The sequence below is a fragment of the Pseudomonas sp. REST10 genome (genome assembly GCF_029542605.1).
GTDB classification, from domain to species: domain Bacteria; phylum Pseudomonadota; class Gammaproteobacteria; order Pseudomonadales; family Pseudomonadaceae; genus Aquipseudomonas; species Aquipseudomonas khazarica.
The window spans coordinates 585,671-609,186 of record NZ_CP035677.1; the positions used below are offsets into that span (position 1 = coordinate 585,671).

The 23,516-nt window shown below is 66.0% G+C and carries 24 protein-coding genes and 1 other RNA gene; 14 read left to right on the forward strand and 11 right to left on the reverse strand.

The features are described 5' to 3' along the window. Window positions 1–78: 78 nt before the first annotated feature. The 6 genes from EWH21_RS02805 to EWH21_RS02830 all read right to left on the reverse strand — a co-directional run bounded on the left by EWH21_RS02805 (window position 79) and on the right by EWH21_RS02830 (window position 4,199). Window positions 79–1,917: a diguanylate cyclase gene (locus EWH21_RS02805; protein ID WP_277699738.1), complete on the reverse strand. Its 1,839-nt coding sequence runs from the start codon at window positions 1,915–1,917 to the stop codon at window positions 79–81. A gap of 50 nt (window positions 1,918–1,967) precedes the next feature. After that, entirely contained in the window at window positions 1,968–2,417 is a 450-nt protein-coding gene (locus EWH21_RS02810; protein ID WP_277699739.1) for an EVE domain-containing protein, read from the reverse strand. A 379-nt stretch (window positions 2,418–2,796) separates the two neighbouring features. Continuing rightward, window positions 2,797–3,393, reverse strand: coding sequence for a 5-formyltetrahydrofolate cyclo-ligase (locus EWH21_RS02815; RefSeq protein ID WP_277699740.1), 597 nt, complete (start codon window positions 3,391–3,393; stop codon window positions 2,797–2,799). A 49-nt stretch (window positions 3,394–3,442) separates the two neighbouring features. Then, window positions 3,443–3,621: non-coding RNA, 6S RNA (gene ssrS, locus EWH21_RS02820), on the reverse strand. 66 nt (window positions 3,622–3,687) lie between these two features. Then, window positions 3,688–3,993 (reverse strand): cell division protein ZapA, encoded by a 306-nt coding sequence (locus EWH21_RS02825; protein WP_037056715.1) that lies wholly within the window; start codon window positions 3,991–3,993, stop codon window positions 3,688–3,690. After that, a complete protein-coding gene (locus EWH21_RS02830; protein ID WP_003458652.1) occupies window positions 3,990–4,199 on the reverse strand; it encodes a TIGR02449 family protein in 210 nt (69 codons plus the stop codon). The genes EWH21_RS02825 and EWH21_RS02830 overlap by 4 nt, the downstream gene beginning before the upstream one ends. Before the next feature lie 194 nt (window positions 4,200–4,393). On the opposite strand from EWH21_RS02830, the gene EWH21_RS02835 reads away from it, so the two are divergent. From EWH21_RS02835 to EWH21_RS02895, 13 genes are all read left to right on the forward strand, one after another. Continuing rightward, a complete protein-coding gene (locus tag EWH21_RS02835; protein WP_277699742.1) occupies window positions 4,394–4,948 on the forward strand; it encodes a YecA family protein in 555 nt (184 codons plus the stop codon). 18 nt (window positions 4,949–4,966) lie between these two features. After that, complete coding sequence (gene pepP, locus EWH21_RS02840; RefSeq protein WP_037056719.1) at window positions 4,967–6,301, forward strand: Xaa-Pro aminopeptidase; 1,335 nt, start codon at window positions 4,967–4,969, stop codon at window positions 6,299–6,301. Between the two features lie 4 nt (window positions 6,302–6,305). Next, complete coding sequence (ubiH, locus tag EWH21_RS02845) at window positions 6,306–7,490, forward strand: 2-octaprenyl-6-methoxyphenyl hydroxylase (RefSeq protein ID WP_037056721.1); 1,185 nt, start codon at window positions 6,306–6,308, stop codon at window positions 7,488–7,490. Between the two features lie 93 nt (window positions 7,491–7,583). Continuing rightward, complete coding sequence (locus EWH21_RS02850; RefSeq protein ID WP_277699743.1) at window positions 7,584–8,801, forward strand: 2-octaprenyl-3-methyl-6-methoxy-1,4-benzoquinol hydroxylase; 1,218 nt, start codon at window positions 7,584–7,586, stop codon at window positions 8,799–8,801. A 34-nt stretch (window positions 8,802–8,835) separates the two neighbouring features. Beyond that, window positions 8,836–9,147 carry a YceK/YidQ family lipoprotein gene (locus tag EWH21_RS02855; protein ID WP_277699744.1) on the forward strand — a complete coding sequence of 104 codons (312 nt, stop codon included), beginning with the start codon at window positions 8,836–8,838 and terminating at the stop codon, window positions 9,145–9,147. A 95-nt stretch (window positions 9,148–9,242) separates the two neighbouring features. Beyond that, on the forward strand, window positions 9,243–10,244 hold the full coding sequence (locus tag EWH21_RS02860; RefSeq protein ID WP_037056727.1) for an extracellular solute-binding protein: 1,002 nt from the start codon (window positions 9,243–9,245) through the stop codon (window positions 10,242–10,244). Between the two features lie 173 nt (window positions 10,245–10,417). Next, window positions 10,418–12,034: an iron ABC transporter permease gene (locus EWH21_RS02865; RefSeq protein ID WP_037056729.1), complete on the forward strand. Its 1,617-nt coding sequence runs from the start codon at window positions 10,418–10,420 to the stop codon at window positions 12,032–12,034. 229 nt (window positions 12,035–12,263) lie between these two features. After that, window positions 12,264–13,346, forward strand: a complete 1,083-nt coding sequence (gene gcvT, locus EWH21_RS02870) for a glycine cleavage system aminomethyltransferase GcvT (protein WP_047588888.1) — start codon at window positions 12,264–12,266, stop codon at window positions 13,344–13,346. Window positions 13,347–13,440: 94 nt separating this feature from the next. Then, entirely contained in the window at window positions 13,441–13,830 is a 390-nt protein-coding gene (gene gcvH / locus EWH21_RS02875; RefSeq protein ID WP_047588890.1) for a glycine cleavage system protein GcvH, read from the forward strand. 140 nt (window positions 13,831–13,970) lie between these two features. Further along, window positions 13,971–14,285: a metalloregulator ArsR/SmtB family transcription factor gene (locus EWH21_RS02880; protein WP_037056733.1), complete on the forward strand. Its 315-nt coding sequence runs from the start codon at window positions 13,971–13,973 to the stop codon at window positions 14,283–14,285. Beyond that, window positions 14,282–14,716: a YeeE/YedE family protein gene (locus EWH21_RS02885; RefSeq protein ID WP_152487620.1), complete on the forward strand. Its 435-nt coding sequence runs from the start codon at window positions 14,282–14,284 to the stop codon at window positions 14,714–14,716. Before EWH21_RS02880 ends, EWH21_RS02885 begins: the two co-directional genes overlap by 4 nt. A 2-nt stretch (window positions 14,717–14,718) precedes the next feature. After that, on the forward strand, window positions 14,719–15,138 hold the full coding sequence (locus EWH21_RS02890; protein WP_277699747.1) for a DUF6691 family protein: 420 nt from the start codon (window positions 14,719–14,721) through the stop codon (window positions 15,136–15,138). A 14-nt stretch (window positions 15,139–15,152) separates the two neighbouring features. Continuing rightward, window positions 15,153–15,341 (forward strand): DUF2892 domain-containing protein, encoded by a 189-nt coding sequence (locus EWH21_RS02895; RefSeq protein WP_277699748.1) that lies wholly within the window; start codon window positions 15,153–15,155, stop codon window positions 15,339–15,341. Between the two features lie 137 nt (window positions 15,342–15,478). Here EWH21_RS02895 and aguA read toward each other — a convergent pair whose 3' ends face one another. The 5 genes from aguA to EWH21_RS02920 all read right to left on the reverse strand — a co-directional run bounded on the left by aguA (window position 15,479) and on the right by EWH21_RS02920 (window position 21,086). Next, entirely contained in the window at window positions 15,479–16,585 is a 1,107-nt protein-coding gene (aguA, locus tag EWH21_RS02900) for an agmatine deiminase (protein ID WP_277699749.1), read from the reverse strand. An 80-nt stretch (window positions 16,586–16,665) separates the two neighbouring features. Further along, on the reverse strand, window positions 16,666–17,547 hold the full coding sequence (gene aguB, locus EWH21_RS02905; RefSeq protein WP_037056744.1) for an N-carbamoylputrescine amidase: 882 nt from the start codon (window positions 17,545–17,547) through the stop codon (window positions 16,666–16,668). 221 nt (window positions 17,548–17,768) lie between these two features. Beyond that, window positions 17,769–18,410, reverse strand: a complete 642-nt coding sequence (locus tag EWH21_RS02910; RefSeq protein ID WP_277699750.1) for a TetR/AcrR family transcriptional regulator — start codon at window positions 18,408–18,410, stop codon at window positions 17,769–17,771. A gap of 63 nt (window positions 18,411–18,473) precedes the next feature. Next, the gene (locus EWH21_RS02915; protein ID WP_277699751.1) at window positions 18,474–19,532 is read right to left on the reverse strand and encodes a polyamine ABC transporter substrate-binding protein; all 1,059 of its coding nucleotides are present in this window, start codon (window positions 19,530–19,532) and stop codon (window positions 18,474–18,476) included. Between the two features lie 174 nt (window positions 19,533–19,706). Then, entirely contained in the window at window positions 19,707–21,086 is a 1,380-nt protein-coding gene (locus EWH21_RS02920) for a glutamine synthetase family protein (RefSeq protein WP_047591612.1), read from the reverse strand. Between the two features lie 794 nt (window positions 21,087–21,880). Between EWH21_RS02920 and EWH21_RS02925 the strand changes: the two genes are divergently transcribed. Next, window positions 21,881–23,239, forward strand: a complete 1,359-nt coding sequence (locus EWH21_RS02925) for a glutamine synthetase family protein (RefSeq protein WP_037056753.1) — start codon at window positions 21,881–21,883, stop codon at window positions 23,237–23,239. Window positions 23,240–23,516 lie beyond the last annotated feature (277 nt).

The following is a 23,516-nucleotide window of genomic DNA, read 5'->3' on the forward strand; positions in this document are numbered from 1 at the left end:
TCTGCGGGCCCTTGCTCGGGACCATGATTAGCAGACTTTCATTGTCTGCGCTCAGCCTGTTGCGTGGTTTGATGCAGGTCAAGCGAGGGCGGCGCCCCACAGGCAGGTGCGATTGCGGCCCTCGTGCTTGGCACTGTACAGCGCCTGGTCGCAGCGGGCGATCAGCTCGCCGGGCTGTTCGTCACGAACCGGATCGAGCACGGCGAGGCCGATGCTCAGGCTCAGGCGTTCCAGCGGGCTGGCGGGGTGAGAAAGCTCCAGCGCGGCGATGCCGGCGTGAATGCGTGCGGCAACGTGCTCGCCGCCTTCGAGCCCGGTGCCGGCCAGGATGATGGCGAACTCCTCGCCGCCATAGCGGCAGGCCGCGTCACCCTCGCGCTGCAGGCTGTCCTGCAGTACGGCGCTGACCTTGCGCAGCGCATCGTCGCCGGCCAGGTGGCCGAGGGCGTCGTTGTAGGCCTTGAAGTGGTCGATATCCAGCAGCAGCAGGGTCAGTGGCGCACCGGCCCGTCGTAGCCGGCGCAGCTCGGCCTGCAGGCGCTGGTCGAAGTAGCGCCGGTTGTAGAGACCGGTCAGACCGTCCTGTTGCGACAGGCGTTGCAGGCGGTCCTCCAGTTGCAGGCGCTCGCTGTTGTCGCGGGACACGGCAATCAGGTACTCGCGCCCATGCAGCTCCACCAGCTGCGTGTTGATCTCGGCGGGCTGGCGGCTGCCGTCGCGACGGATCAGCTCGCGCTGGAAGATCCGTGAGAGGTTGTCGCGTTGTGCCTCGCGTACCTGCTGCAGCCAGCGGTGGAAGCCCGGCAGGAGCTTTTCCGGGTCCTCGCGCAGCAGTTCGGCGAACTGTTCGGGGCGATAGCCCAGCGTGGCGTAGGTCGCCTGATTCATGTGCAGCAACTCGCGGCTGCTGCTGTCGAAGATGAACAGGCCGTCATGGCTGGAGTCGGTCAGGTCGAGCACCAGTTGCAGGCGCTCGCGGTTTTCGCGCAGGCGTTGCTCGGTCTCCTCGCGGCGCTCGGCTTCCACTTTGTAGCGTCGGTTGGCGAGTTGCAGGGCATGGGCGCGGCGGCTGTTCTCCAGGGCCAGGGCCAGCGCGGCGACCAGCAGCAGGCTGATCGCCAGGCTGGCGCCGAGCACCACGCCGGGCAGTGGCGAGTCGAGTTGCTCGAGCAGGCGCGCCGTGGGGCTCAGGCGCAGGCTGAAAGCCTGGTTGTTGAGCAGGCTGAGGCCCAGTTGCAGGCTGTGTGGGTCGTCGCCCGTCGTGTCGCCGTGGCGGAACAGGACCTGGCCGTTCTCCAGCAGTTCGAGGTTGAAGGCGTCGCGATCGATCTGCGTCAGCAGTTGCACCATCAGCGGTTCGACGCGAAATACGCCCTGGAGGAAGCCGTCGAAGACGCGCTGACCATCCTGCTGCCGATAGAGCGGTGTGTAGAGCACGAAGCCACGGCCGCCCTGAACCAGGTCGAAGCTGTTGGAGAAACGCTGCTCGCCGGTGTCGCGTGCCTCCATGGCCAGCGGGTAGTTGGGGTGACTGGGAAGCAGGCGAAAGTTCAGCGCGGCCTCGTTGCCGGCCACCGGGAACAGCCAGCGCATGCGCAGGTCGTCGCCCACCCACTGGATCGACTGGTAGGCGGGAAAACCGCGCAGTGCCCGCTCGACTTCATCGTCCCAGCTGGCGCGGGGCAGGCGCCCCAGGCTGTTCCACAAGCGGGCGATGCGCTCGAGGCTGGCCACTTCCAGGTGCAGGGTGCCTTCCAGCTGACGCGCGAGGCTGCGCGCCTGGTAGCCGACGCGTTCGTCCAGGCGTTGCTGCTGGACGCCTTCGATCTGCCGCCACAGCAGCACGCTGGCGCCGCTCAGCACCAGTAACAGGAAGGCCAGCGCGAGTCGCGCTGGCCAGGCGGAGGATGCCGGCATGGATAACTCCCAAAGCTCTCATTGGGTGATAGCACAGTGCCGGTGCTGGCTCAACGCATGGCCAGGATCGCCGTCCATTCTTTTTCGCCGACGGGCATCACCGAGAGCCGGCTGCCGCGCTGCACCAGGGCCAGTTCGGCCAGCAGCGGGTTGTTCTTCAGGTGCTGCAGTGGCAGCACCTCGGCGAAGGCTTCGACGAAGGCCACATTCAGCGCGCTCCAGGGGTTCTTCTCCGGGCTGGCCTTGGGGTCATGGTAGTGGCTCTGCGGGTCCAGCGCGGTCGGGTCCGGGTAGACCTCGCCGTCGATGCGGCCAATGCCGGCGATGCCCGGCTGCGGACAACTGGAGTGATAGAAGAAGAACTGATCGCCCGGACGCATCGCGCGCAGGAAGTTGCGCGCCTGGTAATTGCGCACGCCATCCCAGCGCGTCTTGCCCAGGCGTTGCAGGTCATGGATCGACAATTCGTCGGGTTCGGACTTCATCAACCAATAAGGCATGAACTTTGCTCCTGCAGGTCTGTCCGTTAGCGGACGCTCGTTTGAGTGGAACTCTCCGACAGCCGGTTGGCGCCAGAAATTGCACCGCGCTCGGCCCTGGCGGAAAATGCCCGGCTTAACGCTTGGCGACGTCGTATTGCACACAACAATAACGCGCGACCAACGCGCGCAGTTGCCTTGAAGGGGGAGGCAATAGATGAAACGCAAGCCAGATCTTTTGTGGGTTCTCGTAGTACTTTTCAGTCTGGGCGTGGTTACCACGGGTTACACCCAGAGCCTTTGGGAGCGCCAGAGCGACGTTTCCATCAAGGTCACGCAGCAGCCCTGATTCGCGGGCTCGCAGCGTCAGCGCCGCAAGGATCGCGGTGCCACCCGCTCGTCAGTACCAGCGCCTGTCCGTCACCGTCGCCTGCAAGGGCACATCCCAGCTGGCCATCGCCAGTTCGTCCACCCGCTGACATTCATGCGCCAGTCCCAATAGCGTCGGCTTGTGCCAATTTTTGCGCATGCGCAGGTAGGCCAGGCTGCGGTCGTAGAAACCACCGCCCATGCCCAGGCGACCACCGCGGTCGTCGAACCCCACCAGCGGCAGCAGCACCAGGTCCAGTGCCCAGAGCTTGCGCTGACGTTTGGGGCGCGGGCTGGGTTCGAGGATGCGGAAGCGATTGCCCGCCAGTTTCTCGTGCCGGGTGACGCGCTGGAACACCATCTTGGTGCGCGGCCAGGCGCTGAGCACCGGCAGGTAGGTGCGCTTGCCGCGTTTCTGCGCGGCTGCCAGCAGCGGACGAGGGTCGATCTCGCCGTCGTTGGGCAGGTACAGGGCGATGTGCCGGGCGCGGCGAAACTGCGGGCTCTGCGCCAGTTGGCGGTACAGGTTGCGCGCGGCGCTGCGTTGCTGGCTGCGGGTGAGCGCACGACGACGCTGGCGCAGCACACGGCGCAGTTGCGGGCGGCTGAGTGGGGCGGTAGGAGTCATGGGCAGAGGATGAAGCAGGGTGGGTAGCGGCGGCTACCGGAGGGGGAGGTGACTTCCCAGCGTGCCGCTGTCGGTTTAGCCCTTGAACCCGAAAGTTCAAGGTGGAGGTTGCAGGAGGCGTTAAGGCTTTCCGTCAGGCGGACATGCACACCTGCCCCAACATGCAACCCCCGTGGTTGTGCGTATCGGCTCAGGGACATCCCCGACTGGCGCACACCCCAGGAAGTGGCGGCCAGTATACCCGAATAGACAGGTGGAGGGGCGGCCTGCGACGAACTGGCAGGCATGTTCGGCTCAGGAAGCCGAGTCGTCGGTCAGGGCGCGGTCGACGCGATCGAGCAGGTCGCGCACCTGCTGGCGCGTGGAGCTGGCGTCCTGATCCAGGCGCTGCTGCTTGTGCAGCAGGTCATGGGTGATGTTCAGGGCCGCCATCACCGCCACGCGGTCGGCGCCGATCACCTTGCCGCTGGTGCGGATCTCGCGCATCTTGCCATCCAGGTAGCGCGCGGCGCTTTCCAGGTTGGCGCGTTCGTCCTGGGGGCAGGCGATGCAATATTCTTTGTCCAGAATGTGGACGGTCACGGTGTTCGACTGGGTCATGAGTCCTGCTCCAGGGCTTTGAGGCGCGAAATCATCGATTCGACCTTGTGCCGGGCCATTTCGTTCTTTTCGATCAGATGGGCGCGTTCCTCGCGCCAGGCCTGTTCATTCGCCAGCAGGAGTCGGTTGTGAGCCTTGAGCTGCTCGACACGCTGGATCAGCAGCTCCAGCTTGGCGGTCAATGCGTGCAGATCGGCGTCTTCCATGGGCTCTCGCTATGGGAGGGAATGGCTGGACTATATAGGCTGGACCCGGGTAGGGGTCAAACCCAGATGGCAGTGGCGTGATGCGTACGACGTCATCGACACCCCGGCGGACTTCGATGGTCTTGCCGCGTCTGCCGGTGCTAGGATACGAGGCCTCCATTCTAGAGATTGCGCCGTCTGGCGCCTAGCTATCTATGTCGATTCCAAGTTCTCCCTACGCCGCCTTCGCCGCTCTGCTGAGCAGCGCAGGGCACTCCGTCTCGCCCGCTGAACTGCATGGCCTGCTGCTCGGCCGCAGTTGCGCCGGTGCCGGCTTCGAGCCGGATGCCTGGCTGCTCGACGCCACCGACCTGCTCGGCGGTGAGCCGCAGGACAACGTGCGCCAGGCGCTGATCGGTCTGCAGGAGATGGTCAAGGGCGAGCTGTGCAGCGAGGACATCAGCCTGGTGCTGCTGCTGCCGGATGACGAAACACCCCTGGCGCAACGTGCGGTTGCCCTGGGCCAGTGGTGCCAGGGCTTCCTCGGTGGCTTCGGCCTGACCGCCCGCGACGGCGCGCTGAGCGCCGAGGCCATGGAAGTGCTGCAGGATCTGTCCGCCATCGCCCAGGTCCAGGGTGGCCTGAAGGAATCCGAGGATGGCGAGAGCGATTACATGGAAGTGATGGAGTACCTGCGCGTCGCGCCCCTGCTGTTGTTCACCGAGTGCGTGAAGCCCGCGGCGCCTGCCGCCAAACCCTCCCTGCACTGATCTTTCCCGGAGCCCGTCTTGACCAGCATCCCCAAGTCCGAATACGCCCGTCGGCGCAAGGCGCTGATGGCGCAGATGGAACCCAACAGCATCGCCATCTTGCCGGCCGCGCCGGTGTACATCCGCAACCGCGATGTCGAGCACACCTACCGCCAGGACAGCGACTTCCAGTACCTCACCGGTTTCCCCGAGCCGGAAGCGGTGATGGCGCTGATTCCCGGTCGCGAGCACGGCGAGTACGTGCTGTTCTGCCGTGAGCGCGATCCCGAGCGCGAGCTGTGGGACGGCCTGCGCGCTGGCCAGGATGGCGCCATCGCCAGCTATGGGGCCGACGATGCGTTCCCCATCGGCGATATCGACGACATTCTTCCGGGGCTGATCGAGGGGCGCGAGCGCGTCTACTACGCCATCGGCTGCAATCAGGAGTTCGACCAGCGCCTGATGGAGTGGATCAACCACATCCGCGCCAAGGCCCGTCAGGGGGCCACGCCGCCGAACGAGTTCGTCGCCCTCGACCACCTGCTGCACGACATGCGCCTGTACAAGTCGGCTGCCGAGGTGAAGGTGATGAAAGAGGCTGCCGAGATCAGTGCGCGTGCGCACATCCGCGCGATGCAGGCCAGCCGCGCCGGCCTCCACGAGTATCACCTGGAAGCCGAGCTGGATTACGAGTTCCGCAAGGGCGGGGCGAAGATGCCGGCCTATGGCAGCATCGTCGCGGCGGGCAAGAATGCCTGCATCCTGCACTACCGCGAAAACGACGCGGCGCTCAGGGATGGCGACCTGGTGCTGATCGACGCCGGCTGCGAGATCGACTGCTACGCCAGCGACATCACCCGCACCTTCCCGGTCAGCGGCACCTTCTCGCCCGAGCAGAAGGCCATCTACGAGCTGGTGCTGGCGGCCAACGAGGAAGCCTTCAAGCACATCGCTCCGGGCAAGCACTGGAACGAGGCGCACGAAGCCACCGTTCGCGTGATCACTGCCGGCCTGGTTGAACTGGGCCTGCTCAGCGGCGATGTCGACGAGCTGATCGCCAGCGAAGCCTACAAACCCTTCTACATGCACCGGGCCGGCCACTGGCTGGGCATGGACGTGCATGATGTCGGCGACTACAAGGTCGGCGGGGAATGGCGCGTGCTCGAACCCGGCATGGCGATGACCGTCGAGCCGGGCATCTACATCGCCACCGACAACGAGGCGGTCGCCAGGAAATGGCGCGGCATCGGCGTGCGCATCGAGGACGACGTGGTGGTGACCCGCAAGGGCTGCGAGATTCTCACTGGCGGGGTGCCCAAGAGCGTCGCCGAGATCGAGGCACTGATGGCGGCCGCGCGCAGCGAGGCGGCCTGAGCCCATGTCACGTGTGCATGTGGCGATCATCGGCGGTGGCCTGGTCGGTGCCAGCCTGGCGCTGGCCCTGCAGGACAGTGCGCGGCAGCGTGGCTGGCGCATTGCGCTGATCGAGCCCTTCGCTCCGGGCAGCGACTACCAGCCCAGCTATGACGCACGCTCCACCGCGCTGTCCTACGGCAGCCGGCTGATCTACGAGCGCCTCGGCCTGTGGCAGGGCATCGCCCAGCGGGCCGAGCCGATTCAGCAGATCCACGTTTCCGACCGTGGCCGTTTCGGTGCCACGCGCCTGCAGGCGATCGAGGAGGGCGTGCCGGCGTTGGGCTATGTGGTGGAAAACGCCTGGATCGGCCATTGCCTGTGGCAGGCGCTGGATGCCGATGTCGTCGAATGGCGCTGCCCGGCGGAGGTCAGCGCGATGCAGCGCCTGGACGATGGCTATCGTCTGACGCTGAGTGACGGCGCCAGCCTCGAGTGCGACCTGGCCATTCTCGCCGATGGCGGTCGCTCCGCCCTGCGTGAGCAGCTCGGCATCGGCGTCAACGTCAAACCCTATGGGCAGAGTGCGCTGATCGCCAATGTCAGCCCGCTGGAGGCGCATCGCGGGCAGGCCTTCGAACGCTTCACCGATGACGGCCCGATGGCCCTGCTGCCGCTGAGCGACAACCGCTGCGCGCTGGTCTGGACGCGTGCGAGCGCAGATGCCGAACGCCTGCTGGCGATCAGCGCGGCGAGCTTCCTCGGCGAGTTGCAGCAGGCCTTCGGCTATCGCCTGGGCGCCCTGCAACAGGTCGGCGCCCGGCATCTCTATCCATTGAGCCTGGTCGAGGCGCAGGAGCAGGTGCGGCCGCACCTGGTGGTGCTGGGCAATGCGGCGCACAGCCTGCACCCCATCGCGGGCCAGGGCTACAACCTGTCGCTGCGCGATACCCTGGCGCTGGCCGAGGTGCTGATCGGCAGCGAGGGGCCGCTGGGCGACTTCGCCACGCTGCAGCGCTACCAGCAACGGCAGCAGCTCGACCAGCAACTGACTGTCGGTTTCTCCGACCAGGTGACGCGCCTGTTCAGCAATGCCCAGCCGCTGCTCAGCGCCGGGCGCAACCTGGGGCTGCTCGGCCTCGACCTGCTGCCGCCGGCCAAGCGCTGGTTCGCGCGGCAGGCCATGGGTCTGGGAACCCGCAGTCTGTGAGTCGATTCGTAGGGTGTCGCGGGGCCGCCCAGGCCGTGCGCACCATGGATTCCGAGCGGTGCGCAGCACGCACCCCTGGGTTTAAGGAATGATATGCGCGCGGATTTGATCATCGTCGGCGCCGGCATGGTGGGCAGTACGCTGGCCCTGGCGCTGGAGCACAGTGGGCTGGACATCCTGATCGTCGATGGCAGCCCGCTCAGCGTGCCGCCCTTCGTCGCACAGGCGCCGTTCGAGCCACGGGTCAGTGCCCTGTCCATGGCCAGCCAGCGCATCCTGCAGCGCCTGGGCGCCTGGGACAGCATCGCCGCCCGACGGGCCTGCCCCTACGGCGAGATGCGCGTATGGGATGGCTCGGGCACCGGCAGCATCCATTTCGCTGCGGCCAGCGTGCATGCCGAGACCCTGGGGCATATCGTCGAGAACCGCGTGGTGCAGGACGCCCTGCTCGAGCGCCTGCACGACAGCCAGATCGGCCTGTTGCCCGGCGCGCGCCTGGAACAGCTGCGTCGCAGTGGTGACGACTGGCTGCTGACCCTCACCGATGGCCGCCAGCTGCGTGCGCCGTTGCTCGTCGCGGCCGATGGCGCCAATTCCGCCGTGCGCCGCCTGGCCGGCTGTGCCACGCGCGAATGGGATTACCTGCACCACGCGATCGTCACCAGCGTGCGTTGCGAGCGCCCGCACCAGGCCACGGCCTGGCAGCGCTTCACCGACGATGGGCCGCTGGCCTTCCTGCCGTTGGCCGGGCCGGCTGGCGAGCACTGGTGCTCGATCGTCTGGTCCACCGTGCCGGCCGAGGCCGAGCGCCTGATGGCGCTGGACGACGAGGCTTTCTGCCGTGAGCTGGGCAAGGCGTTCGAGTCGCGTCTCGGCACGCTGCTGCATGCCGACCGCCGTCTGTGCATCCCGCTGCGTCAGCGTCACGCCAAGCGCTATGTGGAGCCGGGGCTGGCGCTGATCGGCGACGCCGCGCACACCATCCATCCGCTGGCGGGGCAGGGCGTCAACCTGGGTTTTCTCGATGCCGCCGTGCTCGCCGAAGTGCTGCAGCATGCCGCCGCACGTGGCGAGAACCTGAGCGAGGAGCGCGTGCTGAGCCGTTTCGAACGCCGCCGCATGCCGCACAACCTGGCGATGATGGCCGCGATGGAAGGCTTCCAGCGCCTGTTCCAGGCTGACCCCCTGCCGCTGCGTCTGCTGCGCAACATGGGCCTCGACCTGGTCGACGGCCAGGCCGAGGCCAAGGCGCTGTTCGTGCGCCAGGCGCTGGGGCTTTCCGGTGACCTGCCGGAGCTGGCCAGGGCCTGAGCCCACCCCTTTCATGGATGAACGAGGAACGTGCATGAAGCACCTGCTGCGTGGCGTGTGGATATCGTTGCTCGCTGTCGCAGGCGGCTGCGGCACCCTGACGGGCCGCGAGGGCGAGAACGGCGCCCTGCCGGTGGAGACCTACAAGAGCGTCAACGGCGATCTCTACCTGCTGGGGATGCGCCCTGGCCCCAGCGGCAGCGGTAATCCCGGGACGGTGGTTTGCTGGTTCAGCGTCGTCTGTCCCGTGCTGGCGGTCGTCTCGCTACCGCTCGATGCGCTGATCGATACCTTGCTCCTGCCTGCCGATCTGCGGGCCGCCCGCGAGCCTGAAAATGCTTTGTAACAACTGACCCTTGCGTAAGGGAAGGTTTCGTTGAGAAGGCAAATAACATTCACTACTATTCAGCCACTTTTGCTTACCCATAAGAGGCTGGTCCCATGAAGGCTCGCAACGCGCTTCTCGCCGCATTCACCCTCAGCACCCTGGCTACTGCCGTCCAGGCCGCCGATGAAGTCGTGGTCTATTCGTCGCGCATCGACGAACTGATCAAGCCGGTATTCGACGCCTACACCGCCAAGACGGGTGTGCAGGTGAAGTTCATCACCGACAAGGAAGCGCCGCTGATCGCCCGCCTCAAGGCCGAAGGGGCCAATACCCCGGCCGACATGCTGATCACCGTCGATGCCGGCAACCTCTGGCAGGCCGAGCAGGAAGGCGTGCTGCAGCCGACCAAGTCCGCCGTGATCGACGCCAACATCCCGGCCCAGTATCGCTCCAGCACCGACAGCTGGACCGGCCTGTCGCTGCGCGCGCGGACCATCTTCTACTCCACCGAGCGGGTCAAGCCGGAGGAACTGTCCACCTACGAAGCGCTGGCGGAGAAGAACTGGGAAGGCCGCCTGTGCCTGCGTACCAGCAAGAAGGTCTACAACCAGTCGCTGACCGCCACGCTGATCGAGGCCCATGGCGCCGAGAAGACCGAGGAGATCATCAAGGGCTGGGTCAACAACCTGGCCACGGACGTGTTCCCGGATGACACCGCGCTGCTGCAGGCCATCGACGCCGGCCAGTGCGACGTGGGCATCACCAACACCTACTACTACGGCCGCCTGCACAAGCAGCAGCCGGACCTCAAGGTCAAACCCTTCTGGCCGAACCAGGATGACCGTGGCGTGCACGTCAACCTGGCCGGTGCCGGCGTCACCCAGCATGCCCCGCATGCCGAGCAGGCCAGGAAGCTGCTGGAGTGGATGACCACCCCGGAAGCGCAGGGCATCTTCGCCGGCGTCAACCAGGAGTATCCGGCCAACCCGGCGGTCGAGCCGTCTGCCGAGGTGGCGTCCTGGGGCACGTTCAAGGCCGACAGCGTTGCCACCGAAGTTGCCGGCAAGCGCCAGGCCGAAGCGACCATGCTGATGGACCGCGCCGGCTGGCAGTAAGGGGGATTGCGCAGGGGGATGACGCCTCTTCATCCACCGTGGTGGAGCGCCAGAGCCTGAGCCACCCTGCGCCTTGATCGTCGAGGCAGACGTTCGACGATCTGACCGCTGCCGTTATACTGCGACGCCCCGCCTTGCCGGGGCGTCGTCCTTTCCGTCGCCGAGGAATCCGCGTGCCGCATCCTGTCCAGCGTCGCTGGTACCCCATCGTCCTTGCCGTAGCCGCTCTGGTGCTGATGCCTTTGTCGGTGCTGCTGTTGAGCTGGCACGAGGTGGACCCGCAGATCTGGGCACACCTGTGGCAGACGCAGATGGCTCGGCTGATCGGCAACACGCTGACCCTGGTGATCGGCGTGGCTGTGGGCGTGACGCTGCTGGGGGTCAGCCTCGCCTGGCTCACCAGCCTCTGCGAGTTCCCCGGGCGGCGCTGGCTGGACTGGGCGCTGATGTTGCCCTTCGCCATCCCTGCCTATGTCCTGGCGTTCGTCTTCGTCGGCCTGCTGGACTTCGCCGGCCCGGTGCAGACGCTGTTGCGCGAGTGGTTCGGCAGCGGCTTGCGCCTGCCGCGCGTGCGCTCCACCGGTGGCGTGATCATCGTCTTGGTGCTGGTGTTCTATCCCTACGTCTACCTGCTCGCCCGCGGGGCCTTCCTGGCCCAGGGCAAGGGCCTGATGGAAGCGGCGCGCGTGCTCGGGCAGAGCCCCTGGCAGGCCTTCTGGCGCGTGGCCCTGCCCATGGCGCGACCGGCCATCGGGGCCGGCCTGGCCCTGGCGATCATGGAGACCCTGGCCGATTTCGGCGCCGTGTCGGTGTTCAACTTCGACACCTTCACCACGGCGATCTACAAGACCTGGTACAGCTTCTACAGCCTGACCAGCGCGACCCAGCTGGCCAGTCTGCTGCTGCTCGCGGTCGCCCTGGTGCTCTATGGCGAACGTCGTGCTCGCGGTGCGGCGCGCCCGGCCAACGAGCGGCCAAGGGGCAAGGCCCTGTACCAGCTGCATGGCTGGAAAGCCTTCGCGGCCAGCGCCTGGTGCGGCCTGGTGTTCGCCTGTGCCTTCGTCATTCCGCTGCTGCAGCTGCTGACCTGGTTCTGGCAGCGCGGGCGTTTCGACCTGGACGAGCGCTATGCCGGGCTGATCCTGCACACCCTCTACCTGGGCGGCCTGGCAGCGCTGATCACGGTCAGCGTGGCCATGCTGCTGGCCTTCGCCCGGCGCCAGGCACCCAACCGCGCGGTGCGCGTCGGCGTCGCGCTGGGCAACCTGGGTTATGCCCTGCCGGGCTCGGTGCTGGCGGTGGCGATCATGCTGGCGTTCAGCTTCCTCGACCGCGAGATGGTGATCCCCTTGTCGACGGCCCTAGGTGGTGCCGGCAAGCCCTTGCTGCTGGGCAGTCTGGCGGCCCTGCTGGTGGCCTACCTGATCCGCTTCCTGGCGGTGGCGTTCGGCCCGCTGGAGACCAGCCTGGCGCGTATCCGCCCGTCGTTGCCGGAGGCGTCGCGTAGCCTCGGCGTCGGCGGCCTGGGCCTGTTCTTCAAGGTCTATCTGCCGCTGTTGCTGCCGGGCACCCTGTCCGCCGCGCTGCTGGTGTTCGTCGACGTGCTCAAGGAGATGCCGGCGACCCTGCTGATGCGTCCCTTTGGCTGGGACACGCTCGCCGTGCGGGTGTTCGAGATGACCAGCGAGGGGGAGTGGGCGCGTGCCGCGCTGCCGGCGCTGACCCTGGTGCTGGTCGGCCTGTTGCCGGTCATCCTGCTGATTCGCCGCTCGGCGCGCAGCTTCGGCTGAGCCTGCCGAGGGCTCTGCCGGGGCGTTGCACGGCGGTGGGGCACCTGCGCGACCTTTGGTCAGATGACCCCCGCGCACCTTGCGGCTACAATGCGCGCCATTCGCGAACCGGGTAACCCGGCAGACGTGTCGAAAAGCGCACGCGCGGCGGCCGGTGCAATGCAGCATTGGCAACGCCAGCAGCGTCTCGGCGTCTGGATCGCTTCGCCAAGCCCGGAAGGAGACACCCATGGGACAGCGTACCCCTCTCTATGACCTGCACCTGGCACTGGGTGCCAAGATGGTGGATTTCGGCGGCTGGGACATGCCGCTGCACTACGGGTCGCAGGTGGAGGAACATCATCAGGTGCGTCGCGACTGCGGCGTGTTCGACGTCTCGCACATGTGTGTCGTGGATGTCTCCGGTGCTCAGGCCCAGGCCTATCTGCAGCGCCTGCTGGCCAACGATGTCGCCCGCCTGCAGAGCACCGGCAAGGCGCTGTACAGCGCCATGCTCAACGAGCGCGGCGGGGTGATCGACGACCTGATCGTCTATCTCACCGCTGACGGCTACCGGCTGGTGGTCAACGCCGGAACCCGCGACAAGGATCTGGCCTGGATGCATGCCCAGGCAGCTGATTTCGCCGTCGAGCTGCGCGAGCGACGCGACCTGGCCATGCTCGCGATCCAGGGCCCCAAGGCGCGTGCGCGCGTTGCCGATCTGGTGACCCAGGCGCGGGCCGCGCTGATCCATGAGCTCAAGCCCTTCCAGGGCCTTCCTGAGGGCGACTGGTTCATCGCCCGCACCGGCTATACCGGCGAGGACGGGCTGGAGATCGTCCTGCCGGTGACTGAGGTGGTGTCCTTCCTCAACGAGCTGGTCGGTGCCGGTATCTCGCCCATCGGCCTCGGTGCCCGCGATACCCTGCGTCTCGAGGCGGGCATGAACCTCTACGGCCAGGACATGGACGAAGACGTCTCGCCACTGGCCGCGAACATGGCCTGGACCATTGCCTGGGAGCCTGCCGGGCGCGACTTCATTGGCCGCGCCGCGCTCGAGGCGCAGCAGGCTGCTGGCTGCCCGAGCAAGCTGGTCGGCCTGGTGCTGGAAGAGCGTGGCGTGCTGCGTGCCCACCAGGTGGTGCGCGTCGAAGGGCTGGGCGAGGGCGAGATCACCAGCGGCAGCTTCTCGCCTACGCTGAACAAGTCCATCGCCCTGGCGCGGGTGCCGGCGGCCACGGGGGATCGTGCCGAGGTGGAAATCCGTGGCAAGTGGTACCCGGTGCGAGTGGTCCGCCCCGGCTTCGTGCGCAACGGCAAAACCCTTATCTGAATCATCAGGTCGCGGCGTTGGCTGTCCCTCTCGCCACGGCCTGCTAAATTGTCCTGACGGCCCACTTGCCGTCACCGTCTACGAGGAATCGAACATGAGCAATATCCCCGCCGATCTGCGTTATGCCGCCAGCCACGAGTGGGCGCGCCTGGAGGCTGACGGCAGTGTGACCGTGGGCATTTCCGACCACGCCCAGGAAGCCCTCGGCGACGTGGTGTTCATCGAGCTGCCGGAAGTGGGCAAGCAACTGAACGCCGGCCAGGAAGCGGGTGTGGTGGAGTCGGTCAAGGCCGCCTCCGACATCTACGCTCCGGTTGGCGGCGAAGTGATCGCCATCAACGATGCCCTGGCCGACAGCCCGGAAAGCGTCAACAGCGACCCGTACGGCAGCTGGTTCTTCAAGCTCAAGCCGAGCGATGCCAGCGAGCTGGACAAGCTGCTCGATGCGTCGGCCTATCAGGCGGCCGCCGACGCCGATGCCTGATTCGCGTCCCTAGACAGAAAACCCGCTTCGGCGGGTTTTTTGTTGCCTGCGGCAAGCGATGACCGTTGGTCGTCCGGGCTTACACTTTTGCAAAATACAATATATAAAAATACATATTGTATTTTGCTTGAGTATAGGCCGTGAACGAACCCATCGATATCCAGCAGCTGCGGGCCAATGCCGATGCCGCCGGACAGCTACTCAAGGCGCTGGCCAACCCCGACCGCCTGCTGCTGCTGTGCCAGCTGTCGCAGGGCGAGCGCCATGTCAGCGAGCTGGAGGCGCTGCTCGGCATCCAGCAGCCCACCCTGTCGCAGCAGCTCGCCGTACTGCGTCGCGAGGGGCTGGTGGAGACCCGGCGCGACGGCAAGCAGATCTTCTACCGCATCAGCAGCCCGGCGGCGCTGGCGGTGATCGAAACGCTGTACCGCCTGTTCTGCGAGGGGCCGTCATGAGCATCGACTGGGTCAGTTTCACGCCATGGAGCGCCCTGGCCGGTGGCGCGTTGATCGGCCTGGCGGCGGCGATCTTCGCCCTGGCCAACGGTCGCGTCGCCGGCATCAGCGGTCTGCTCGGCAGCCTGCTGCAGCGCAACGCGGAAGGCCGTGGCGAGAAGGCCGCCTTTGTCGTCGGCCTGCTGCTGGCGCCCTTGCTCTGGGGGCTGTTCCGCGCACTGCCGGCGGTCCACTTCGAGGTGGGCAGCCTGGGCCTGATCGTTGCCGGGCTGCTGGTCGGCATCGGCACGCGCTATGGCTCGGGCTGCACCAGCGGCCACGGCGTCTGCGGCATCTCCCGGCTGTCACCGCGCTCGCTGGTGGCGACGCTGTGCTTCATGGCCAGCGGGTTCGCCACCGTGTTCGTTCTGCGTCATCTGCTGGGGGGCTGAGCATGCGCCGTGTGATTGCGTTCGTCTGTGGTCTGCTGTTCGGCATCGGGCTGCTGCTGGCCGGCATGGCCGATCCGGCCAAGGTGCTGGCCTTTCTCGATCTTGGCGGTCACTGGGACCCCTCGCTGGCGCTGGTGATGGCAGGCGCCATCGGTGTCGCCGCGCTGCCGCTGAACCTGGCGCGGCGGCGCACGCGGGCGTTGCTCGGCGGCGCGATGCAACTGCCGACCCGGCGCGATCTGGACGCCCGCCTGATCGGCGGCAGCCTGCTGTTCGGTATCGGCTGGGGCATCGCCGGCATCTGCCCCGGGCCCGCTATGGCCATCCTGCTGAGCGGGCACTGGCAGGCGCCGTTGTTCGTCGTCGCGATGCTCGCCGGCATGCTGATCTTTTCCGCGCTGGAGGGCCGGCGCGGGCGCTGACCTGGAGAACCCCGATGAAAGCCAATGTTGGAACGCTCGACCGTAGCCTGCGCATCGCCGTAGGCCTGATGCTCATCGCACTCAGCCTGACCGGCGTCGTCGGCCTGTGGGGCTGGATCGGCGTGGTGCCGCTGGCGACCGGCGTCCTGCGGTTCTGCCCGGTCTATCCGCTGCTGGGTATCAACACCTGCAAGATCGAATGAAGTGCATGGCACGGGCGCAGCCACGCTTCCTTGCGCGTGCGGGAACGCGAAAACGCCCGGCATGTGCCGGGCGTTGACAGGTTGGGCGCGAGAGAAAGCGGTCGGCACAGGGGCGGGTTGCACCCACCCCGCACGACTCAGCGCCCTTGCGGCGCCGGCTGCTGCTGCGTGATGCAGTGAATGTTGCCGCCACCGAGCAGGATTTCGCGGCCTGGCACCATGACCACGCGATGCTCGGGGAATACACGCTGGAGGATGGCGCGGGCTTCCTCGTCCTTGGCGTCAGCGAAGCTCGGCGCGACGATGCCGCCGTTGACGATGAGGAAGTTGACGTAGGAGCCGGCCAGGCGGATCGATGGATCGCGCTCCTGGCTGCCGTCGGCCATGTCGACGCCTGCGCACTCTTCGGCAGTGGCGTGGATCGGGCCGGGAATGGGCATCTTGTGCACGGTCAGCTGGCGGCCCTTGGCGTCGCGGGCGCTTTCAAGCACGCGCATGGCGGCCTGGCAGCGCGGGTAGTTGGGGTCGTTGGCGTCGTCGGTCCAGGCCAGCAGCACCTCGCCGGGGCGCACATAGCAGCAGAAGTTGTCGACGTGGCCATCGGTCTCGTCGTTGTACAGTCCGTCCGGCAACCAGATCACCGTATCGATGGCCAGGTGCTCGTGGAGCACGCGCTCGATCTCCTCGCGTGACAGGTGAGGGTTGCGGTTCCTGTTCAGCAGGCATTCTTCGGTGGTGATCAGGGTGCCTTCGCCATCGACATGGATGGAGCCGCCTTCGAGCACGAAGCCCTCGGTGCGGTAGCGCTTGCTGCCCTCGATCTCGAGGATCTTGCGCGCCACCTGGTCGTCACGCTGCCATGGCCAGTACAGGCCGCCATCGAAGCCACCCCAGGCGTTGAAGGTCCAGTCCACGCCGCGTACTTCGCCGCTGGTATTGGTCACGAAGGTCGGCCCGGTGTCGCGCACCCAGGCGTCGTCGGTGGTGATCTCCACCAGGCGGATACGCTCGTCGTCCAGGCGCGCACGGGCATTTTCGTACTGCGCCGCGCTGACGCAGACGGTCACCGGCTCGAACTGGGCGATGGCCTTGGCCACGGCGCTGAAGGCGGCCTGCGCCGGCTTGCCGCCGTTGCGCCAGTTGTCCGGGCGCTCGGGCCAGACCATCCAGGTCTGGCTGTGGGGTTCCCATTCCGCCGGCATGCGGAAGCCATCGGCGCGAGGAGTGCTGCTCAGGGTCGTCATATTTCACCTGTAGCCCGGAGGCGATCCGGGGTATCTGTCGTCGCGCCCCGGGTTGCGAACGGGGCACGACATCGTTGGGCTTATTCGCAGAGGCTTGCGCCGTCGAGCGTGGAAAGTGGCCAGTATAGGTTCGGCCGGCGGTCGCGGAACACACCCCAGGCCGTGCGTATCTTCTCCAGTTCGTCCAGATCGAAGCTGTGCACCAGGACGCCTTCTTCGCTGCGGTCCAGTTCCTCGACCTTCTCGCCGTACGGGTTGGCGATGAACGAGCTGCCGTAGAAGGTGATGTCGTAGCCGTCCTGCTCCTCGCGGCCGATGCGGTTGCTGGCGACCAGCGGCATCAGGTTGGCGCCGGCATGGCCCTGCTGAACGCGCTGCCAGTGGTCGCGCGAGCTGATGTTCGGGTCATGCGGCTCGCTGCCGATGGCGGTGGGGTAGAAGAGAATCTCCGCGCCCATCAGCGCCATGCTGCGTGCGCATTCGGGGAACCACTGGTCCCAGCAGATGCCAACCCCAATCCGGGCGTAGGCGGTGTCCCAGACCTTGAAGCCGCTGTCGCCGGGGTTGAAGTAGTACTTCTCGTGATAGCCGGGGCCGTCCGGGATATGGCTTTTCCGATAAATCCCGAGGTTGCTGCCATCGGCATCGATGATCGCGATGCTGTTGAAGCGGGCCCGCCCGGCGCGCTCGAAGAAGCTGATCGGCAGGACCACCTTCAGCTCGGCGGCGACCTTGCGAAAGTGCGCGATGGCCGGGTTCTCCTCGACCGTGGTGGCCAGCTGGGTGTAGTCGGCGTTGGGCTTCTGGCAGAAGTAGGGGGTCTCGAAAAGCTCCTGGATCAGGATGATCTGCGCACCCTGGGCCGCTGCCTGGCGCACCAGCTTCTCGGCGTTGGCGATGTTCGCGCGGGTATCCCAGGAGCAGGCCATCTGGGTCGCGGCAACGGTGACGATACGGGACATGAAGCACCTCTTGTGAGCCGGCATGGCCGGTCAGTCTTCTGCGGAGTGCCATGGCTGGAGGAGATCGACCATGGCGTGATGGTCGATTTATATCCGATAAATATCGGCATTAGAAGAGAGTTGAGTGCCCGCTGGTCAATATTTCTCGATTCATATCGATTTTTGTTGGGCGTGCAGCAGCGGGCCGCCGCTTGGGCAGGCAGCAGCGGCAAGGCTTCGGGTCAGGCGAGCGGGGTCGTGCGTTTCGGCAGGGCGGCCGGCAGATAGAGGCCCAGGTAGGCATCGAACACGCGCATGCCTTCCGCGGCCAGGCGCGGCGTGATTTCGCCGTGCAGCTGTACCGAGCGGGCGTAGACACGGTCGCCAAGCTCCATGGCCAGGGCGAACACATCGATATCCGTCGGCAATTGCGGCAGGGGGAAGTGGCGCTCGAACAGAGCCTGCATCAGGCGCCCCAGCTCGATGTCGTGCTGGTGATCCGCCTGGGTCACCTCCGCCAGGCCGTGCTGGGCCAGGATCAGCTGGCGGGCCGCTGCATCGCGGGCATAGATGGCCAGCATGCGTCGCTCGATGATGTGCGACAGGTCATGCCAGCTGCGCAGGCTGGCGTGCTCGACCGGCTCCTGCAGGCAGGCGCGGAAGGCGGCGTGCACGTCGGCGGTCAGGCCCTCGAGCAGCGCCGGCACGCTGGCGAAGAAGTGGTAGACCGAGGACGGCGGGATCCCGGCGTGCTCGGCCACCGTGTAGATCGACAGGTTGGCCATGCCGTGTGCGGCCAGCAGCTCGCGGGCCGAGGCGAGGATGCCGGCGATGCGGGCCTGGCTGCTGGCGCGTGGCTTGCGGGTGCTGGCGGGGCGCGACATGACGGGCTCCTCGGTGGGCGAGGTGCTATTGGACGTCAGCCGGCGCCAGCGAGGCAAGCGTATTCAGGTACCGTCGCGGAAGCGCTGCCAGATCTGGTCGCGCACCTGGGCATGCTTGTCCGAGAGGACTTCCAGCGGATACAGGCGCCGTTTGGTGTCCTGGTCCGGGTAGAGGCCGGGCTGGGCGAGCAGGGCGGCATCGATGAACTGCGCCGAGTCGGCGTTGCCGTTGGGGTAGAGCGTTTCGGCGGTGACCTGGGCGATGACCTGCGGCTGCATCAGGTAGTCGATGAAGCGATGGGCCAGCTCCGGACGGCTGGCGCTGCTGGGGATGACCAGGTTGTCGACGAACAGCACCGAGCCCTCCTGCGGTACCAGGAAGCGCACCGGCTGGCCGGCCTGCGCCGCAGCGAGCGCATCGCCGACCCAGGCCACGGCCAGGCACAGCCTGCCGTTGCTGAGGTCGTCGATGTAGCGCTCGCTGTCGACGTAGCGCAGGTTCGGGCGCAGTGACTGGAGCAGGTCGCCGGCGCGCTCGATGCGGCTCGGTGCGCTACGGGCCAGGCTGCGGCCCTGGTAGTTGAGCAGCAGCGACAGGGTCTCGTCCGCCGCGTCCAGCACGCTGATGCCACAGCTGGCCAGGCGCGCGCTCTTCTCGGGGTCGAACAGCAGGCTCCAGCTCTCCGGCAGCGGTCTGCCGTAGGCGGCCTCGGCCTGCGGTGTGTTGATCGCCAGGCCCACGGCGCCCCACAGGTAGGGCACGGCGTGCTGATTCTGCGGGTCGACCGCGGCCAGCTTGCTGAGCAGCTGCTTGTCCAGGTGCGAGCGGTTAGGGAGCAGGTTGAAGTCCAGCGGGCGAATGCGGCCGTTGGCGATCAGCGTCGGCAGTTCGTTGTGCGAGGGCACGGCGATGTCGATGGCCTGGCCGCTTTCCAGCGCGGCGTTCAGTTCCTCGGCGCTGGCGAAGGTGTGGTACTCCACCTCGATACCGGTGTCGCGGGTGAAGTTTTCCAGCACCTGCGGCGCGATGTAATCGTTCCAGTTGTAGACACGGATGCTGTCGGCGGCCTGGCTCAGGCCGGAGATCAGGCCTAGCAGGACGGCGGCAAAAGCGCGTTGCATGAGAAGCTCCCTGATGGATGAAGGCAACAGTATCCGGCGGCCGTGGCCGTCGGAGGTTGATTCATGTCAGCGGAGTCGCCGTGCGGCGAACCGCTGCTGGCTCCGGCGCAGCGCACCGGAGCAGGCAGTGTGCAGGCAAAAAGAAGCCGGCTCTACGGCCGGCTTTCCGGGGTGTTACACGGTGTGCAGATACCAGTTGTACTCGAGGTCGGAAATGGTGGTTTCGAACTCTTGCAGCTCGGCTTCCTTGCACGCGACGAAGATGTCGATGTACTTGGGATCGATGTACTTGTTCAGTACCTCGCTGTCGTCCAGCTCGCGCAGGGCATCGCGCAGGTTGTTCGGCAGGCTGGGCTCGAGCTGTTCGTAGGAGTTGCCCTCGATCGGTTCGCCCGGCTCGATCTGGTTGGTCAGGCCGTGGTGAATACCGGCGAGGATCGAGGCCAGCATCAGGTAGGGGTTGGCGTCGGCGCCCGCGACACGGTGCTCGATGCGCACGGCGTCCGCGCTGCCGGTCGGTACGCGTACCGCCACGGTGCGGTTGTCCAGCGCCCAGCTCGGTGCGTTGGGCACGTAGAACTGCGCCCCGAAGCGGCGGTAGGAGTTGACGTTGGGGCAGAGGAAGGCCATCGACGCGGCCATGGTGTCGAGGATGCCGCCGACGGCATGGCGCAGCGAGGTGTTCTGCAGGGGATCGTCGGCCGCGAAGATGTTCTTGCCGGTCTTCTTGTCCAGCAGCGAGATGTGCACATGCAGGCCGTTGCCCGCCTGGCCCGGATAGGGCTTGGCCATGAAGGTGGAGTCCATCTCATGGTCGTAGGCGATGTTCTTGATCAGGCGCTTGAGCAGCAGCGCGTAGTCGCACGCCTTGATGGCGTCTTCGACGTGATGCAGGTTGACCTCGAACTGCGCGGGCGCGCTCTCCTTGACGATTGCGTCGGCCGGGATGTCCTGTTCCTTGGCGGCTTCGAGCATGTCCTGCAGGCAGTCGACGTATTCGTCGAGGTCGTCGATCAGGTAGACCTGGGTGGAGTGCGGGCGCTTGCCGGAGATCGGTGAGCGCGGTGGCTGCGGGCGGCCGTTCACGTTCTCCTGGTCGATCAGGTAGAACTCCAGTTCGAAGGCTGCGCAGATACGCAGGCCCAGTTCGTCGAACTTCTGTACCACCTGGCGCAATACCTCGCGTGGATCGGCGAAGAAAGGCGTGCCGTCCAGCTCGTGCATGGTCATCAGCAGCTGCGCGGTGGGGCGCTTCTGCCAGGGTTCGTTGCACAGGGTATTGGGGATGGGGAAGCAGATACGGTCGGCGTCGCCGATATCCAGGCCGAGGCCGGTGCTTTCGACGGTGGAGCCATTGATGTCGAGCGCGAAGAGCGAGGCGGGCAGGTTGATGCCTTTCTCGTACACCTTGTGAAGGGCGTTACGGTCGATGCGCTTGCCACGCACCACACCGTTCATATCTGCAATAAGAAGGTCGACGAACTGGACCTCAGGATGTTCCTTAAGGAACGCGTTCGCTTCGTTAAGCTGAACGGCACGCGGGGGTACCGACATGATGCAACACCTTTTTGTTAAAAATATCAATCATGCAACTGCATGGGTGTGAGTCAATCCGAAACGCACATTACTGTCAAGCAGGGCCATTCATGCCCTCTTGTGGGGCGTGACGGCCATTTTTGGGGCGTTTCAGGGCCGTTATGGGTGGTCCAAACGCTGATCTACCAAGGTGCTCAGTGGGGTGTGTTCAATTTTTTACAGAGCTATTGTGTAAAAAAATGAACAAGGCTAAGCTCGGTTCAAACCCATAACAGCAATAATACGGGTGTCTCATGTTTCGCCTGCCGACTATCGGCGTCAGCGCTTGTGTCAGGACCGGCATCGGTCACGCTACCAGCACTCCCCTTCACGCCAGGGGACGTCTTCGCCCCACGCAGGGTGGCGCGCTTGCTGCGGCAGCGCGGCAGCGTACGTTCTCTTCGGCGGCTTTCGCGCCGCTCGGCCTGTCTCGTCAGGCTTTCCGCTCGCTCATTACCCAGCACGATAGCGCACGCAGCGCCGTATCGCTGCAGTGCCTGCGCCTTGGCCCGCGTCCTGCAACGCACGAGGGCGTCCCGGGTTCGAGGCGTCCCGCGCTTTGCCGCGAGATAGACGCCTCGCTGCAGCAACGCAGAAGCGCGCCATTTTCTTTCGATGGAGCTAAAAGTCAGGTGCCGGAGGTGCTGCACCCCTAGTAGCATCCACACGAATATCTCGCGCTCCTCCAGGCCTTTGGTGAGGCTTGCAGGGGGAGGGCGGGGCAACGCTGAACCGACTATAACCCTAGTTGGTTCTACAACCCTGAGGTCTCTATGAGTACCAAGCTAGACCAGCTCACGAGCTGGCTGAAAGAACGCAAAATCACCGAAGTCGAATGCCTGATCAGTGACCTGACCGGCATTGCCCGCGGCAAGATCTCGCCGACCAACAAGTTCCTCGACGAGAAGGGCATGCGCCTCCCCGAGAGCGTGCTGCTGCAGACCGTGACCGGCGACTACGTCGAGGACGACATCTACTACGACCTGCTGGACGAGGCGGACATCGACATGTTCTGCCGTCCCGACCCGAACGCCGTGTTCGTCGTGCCCTGGGCCATCGAGCCCACCGCCATGGTGATCCACGACACCTTCGACAAGCAGGGCAACCCCATCGAGCTGTCGCCGCGCAACATCCTCAAGAAGGTGTTGCAGATGTACGAAGGCAAAGGCTGGAAGCCCATCGTCGCACCGGAGATGGAGTTCTACCTGACCAAGCGCAGCAGTGACCCGGACTTCCCGCTGGAGGCCCCTGTCGGCCGTTCCGGCCGCCCGGAAACCGGCCGTCAGAGCTTCTCCATCGACGCGGCGAACGAGTTCGATCCGCTGTTCGAAGACATGTACGACTGGTGCGAGCTGCAGGGCCTGGATCTGGACACCCTGATCCACGAGGAAGGGCCGGCGCAGATGGAGATCAACTTCCGTCACGGCGACGCCCTGCACCTGGCCGACCAGATCCTGGTGTTCAAGCGCACCATGCGCGAGGCCGCGCTCAAGCACGACGTGGCGGCGACCTTCATGGCCAAGCCGATCACCGACGAGCCGGGCAGCGCCATGCACATCCACCAGAGCGTGGTCGACATCAAGACCGGCAAGAACATCTTCTCCAATGAAGACGGGACGATGAGCGAGCTGTTCCTGCACCACATCGGTGGCCTGCAGAAGTACATCCCGGAGCTGCTGCCGCTGTTCGCGCCGAACGTCAACTCGTTCCGCCGCTTCCTGCCCGATACCTCGGCGCCGGTGAACGTGGAGTGGGGCGAGGAGAACCGCACCGTGGGCCTGCGCGTACCGGAAGCCAGTCCGCAGAACCGTCGCGTGGAAAACCGCCTGGCCGGCGCCGATGCCAACCCCTACCTGGTGCTGGCGGCGACCCTGCTGTGCGGCTACATGGGCATGGTCGGCGGCGTGAAGCCCGGGGCGCCGGTCAAGGGCCGTGGTTACGAGCGTCGCAACCTGCGCCTGCCGGTGACCATCGAGAGCGCGCTGGAGCGTATGGAATCGTGCAAGGACGCCGAGAAGTTCCTCGGCGAGAAGTTCATCCGTGGCTACGTCGCGGTCAAGCGTGCCGAGCACGAGAACTTCAAGCGCGTGATCAGTTCCTGGGAGCGCGAGTTCCTGTTGCTGTCGGTGTGACGATGCAGAGCCGCTGATGGCTCGGTGGCAGGCGTCCCGTTCGCGACGGCGCCTGCCACGATTCAACGGATTTCCGCGGGCCGCCCGAGCGGCCCGCACAAAGAAGGTGTTGTGATGAACCAGCAAGCCAAGAACCCCAAGACCGCTCAGTGGCAGGCCCTGAGCCAGGCCCACCATCTGGCGCCGTTCAGTGACTACAAGCAGCTGGCCGAGAACGGCCCGCGCATCATCACCGAGGCCCGTGGCGTGCACCTGTGGGACAGCGAGGGGCACAAGA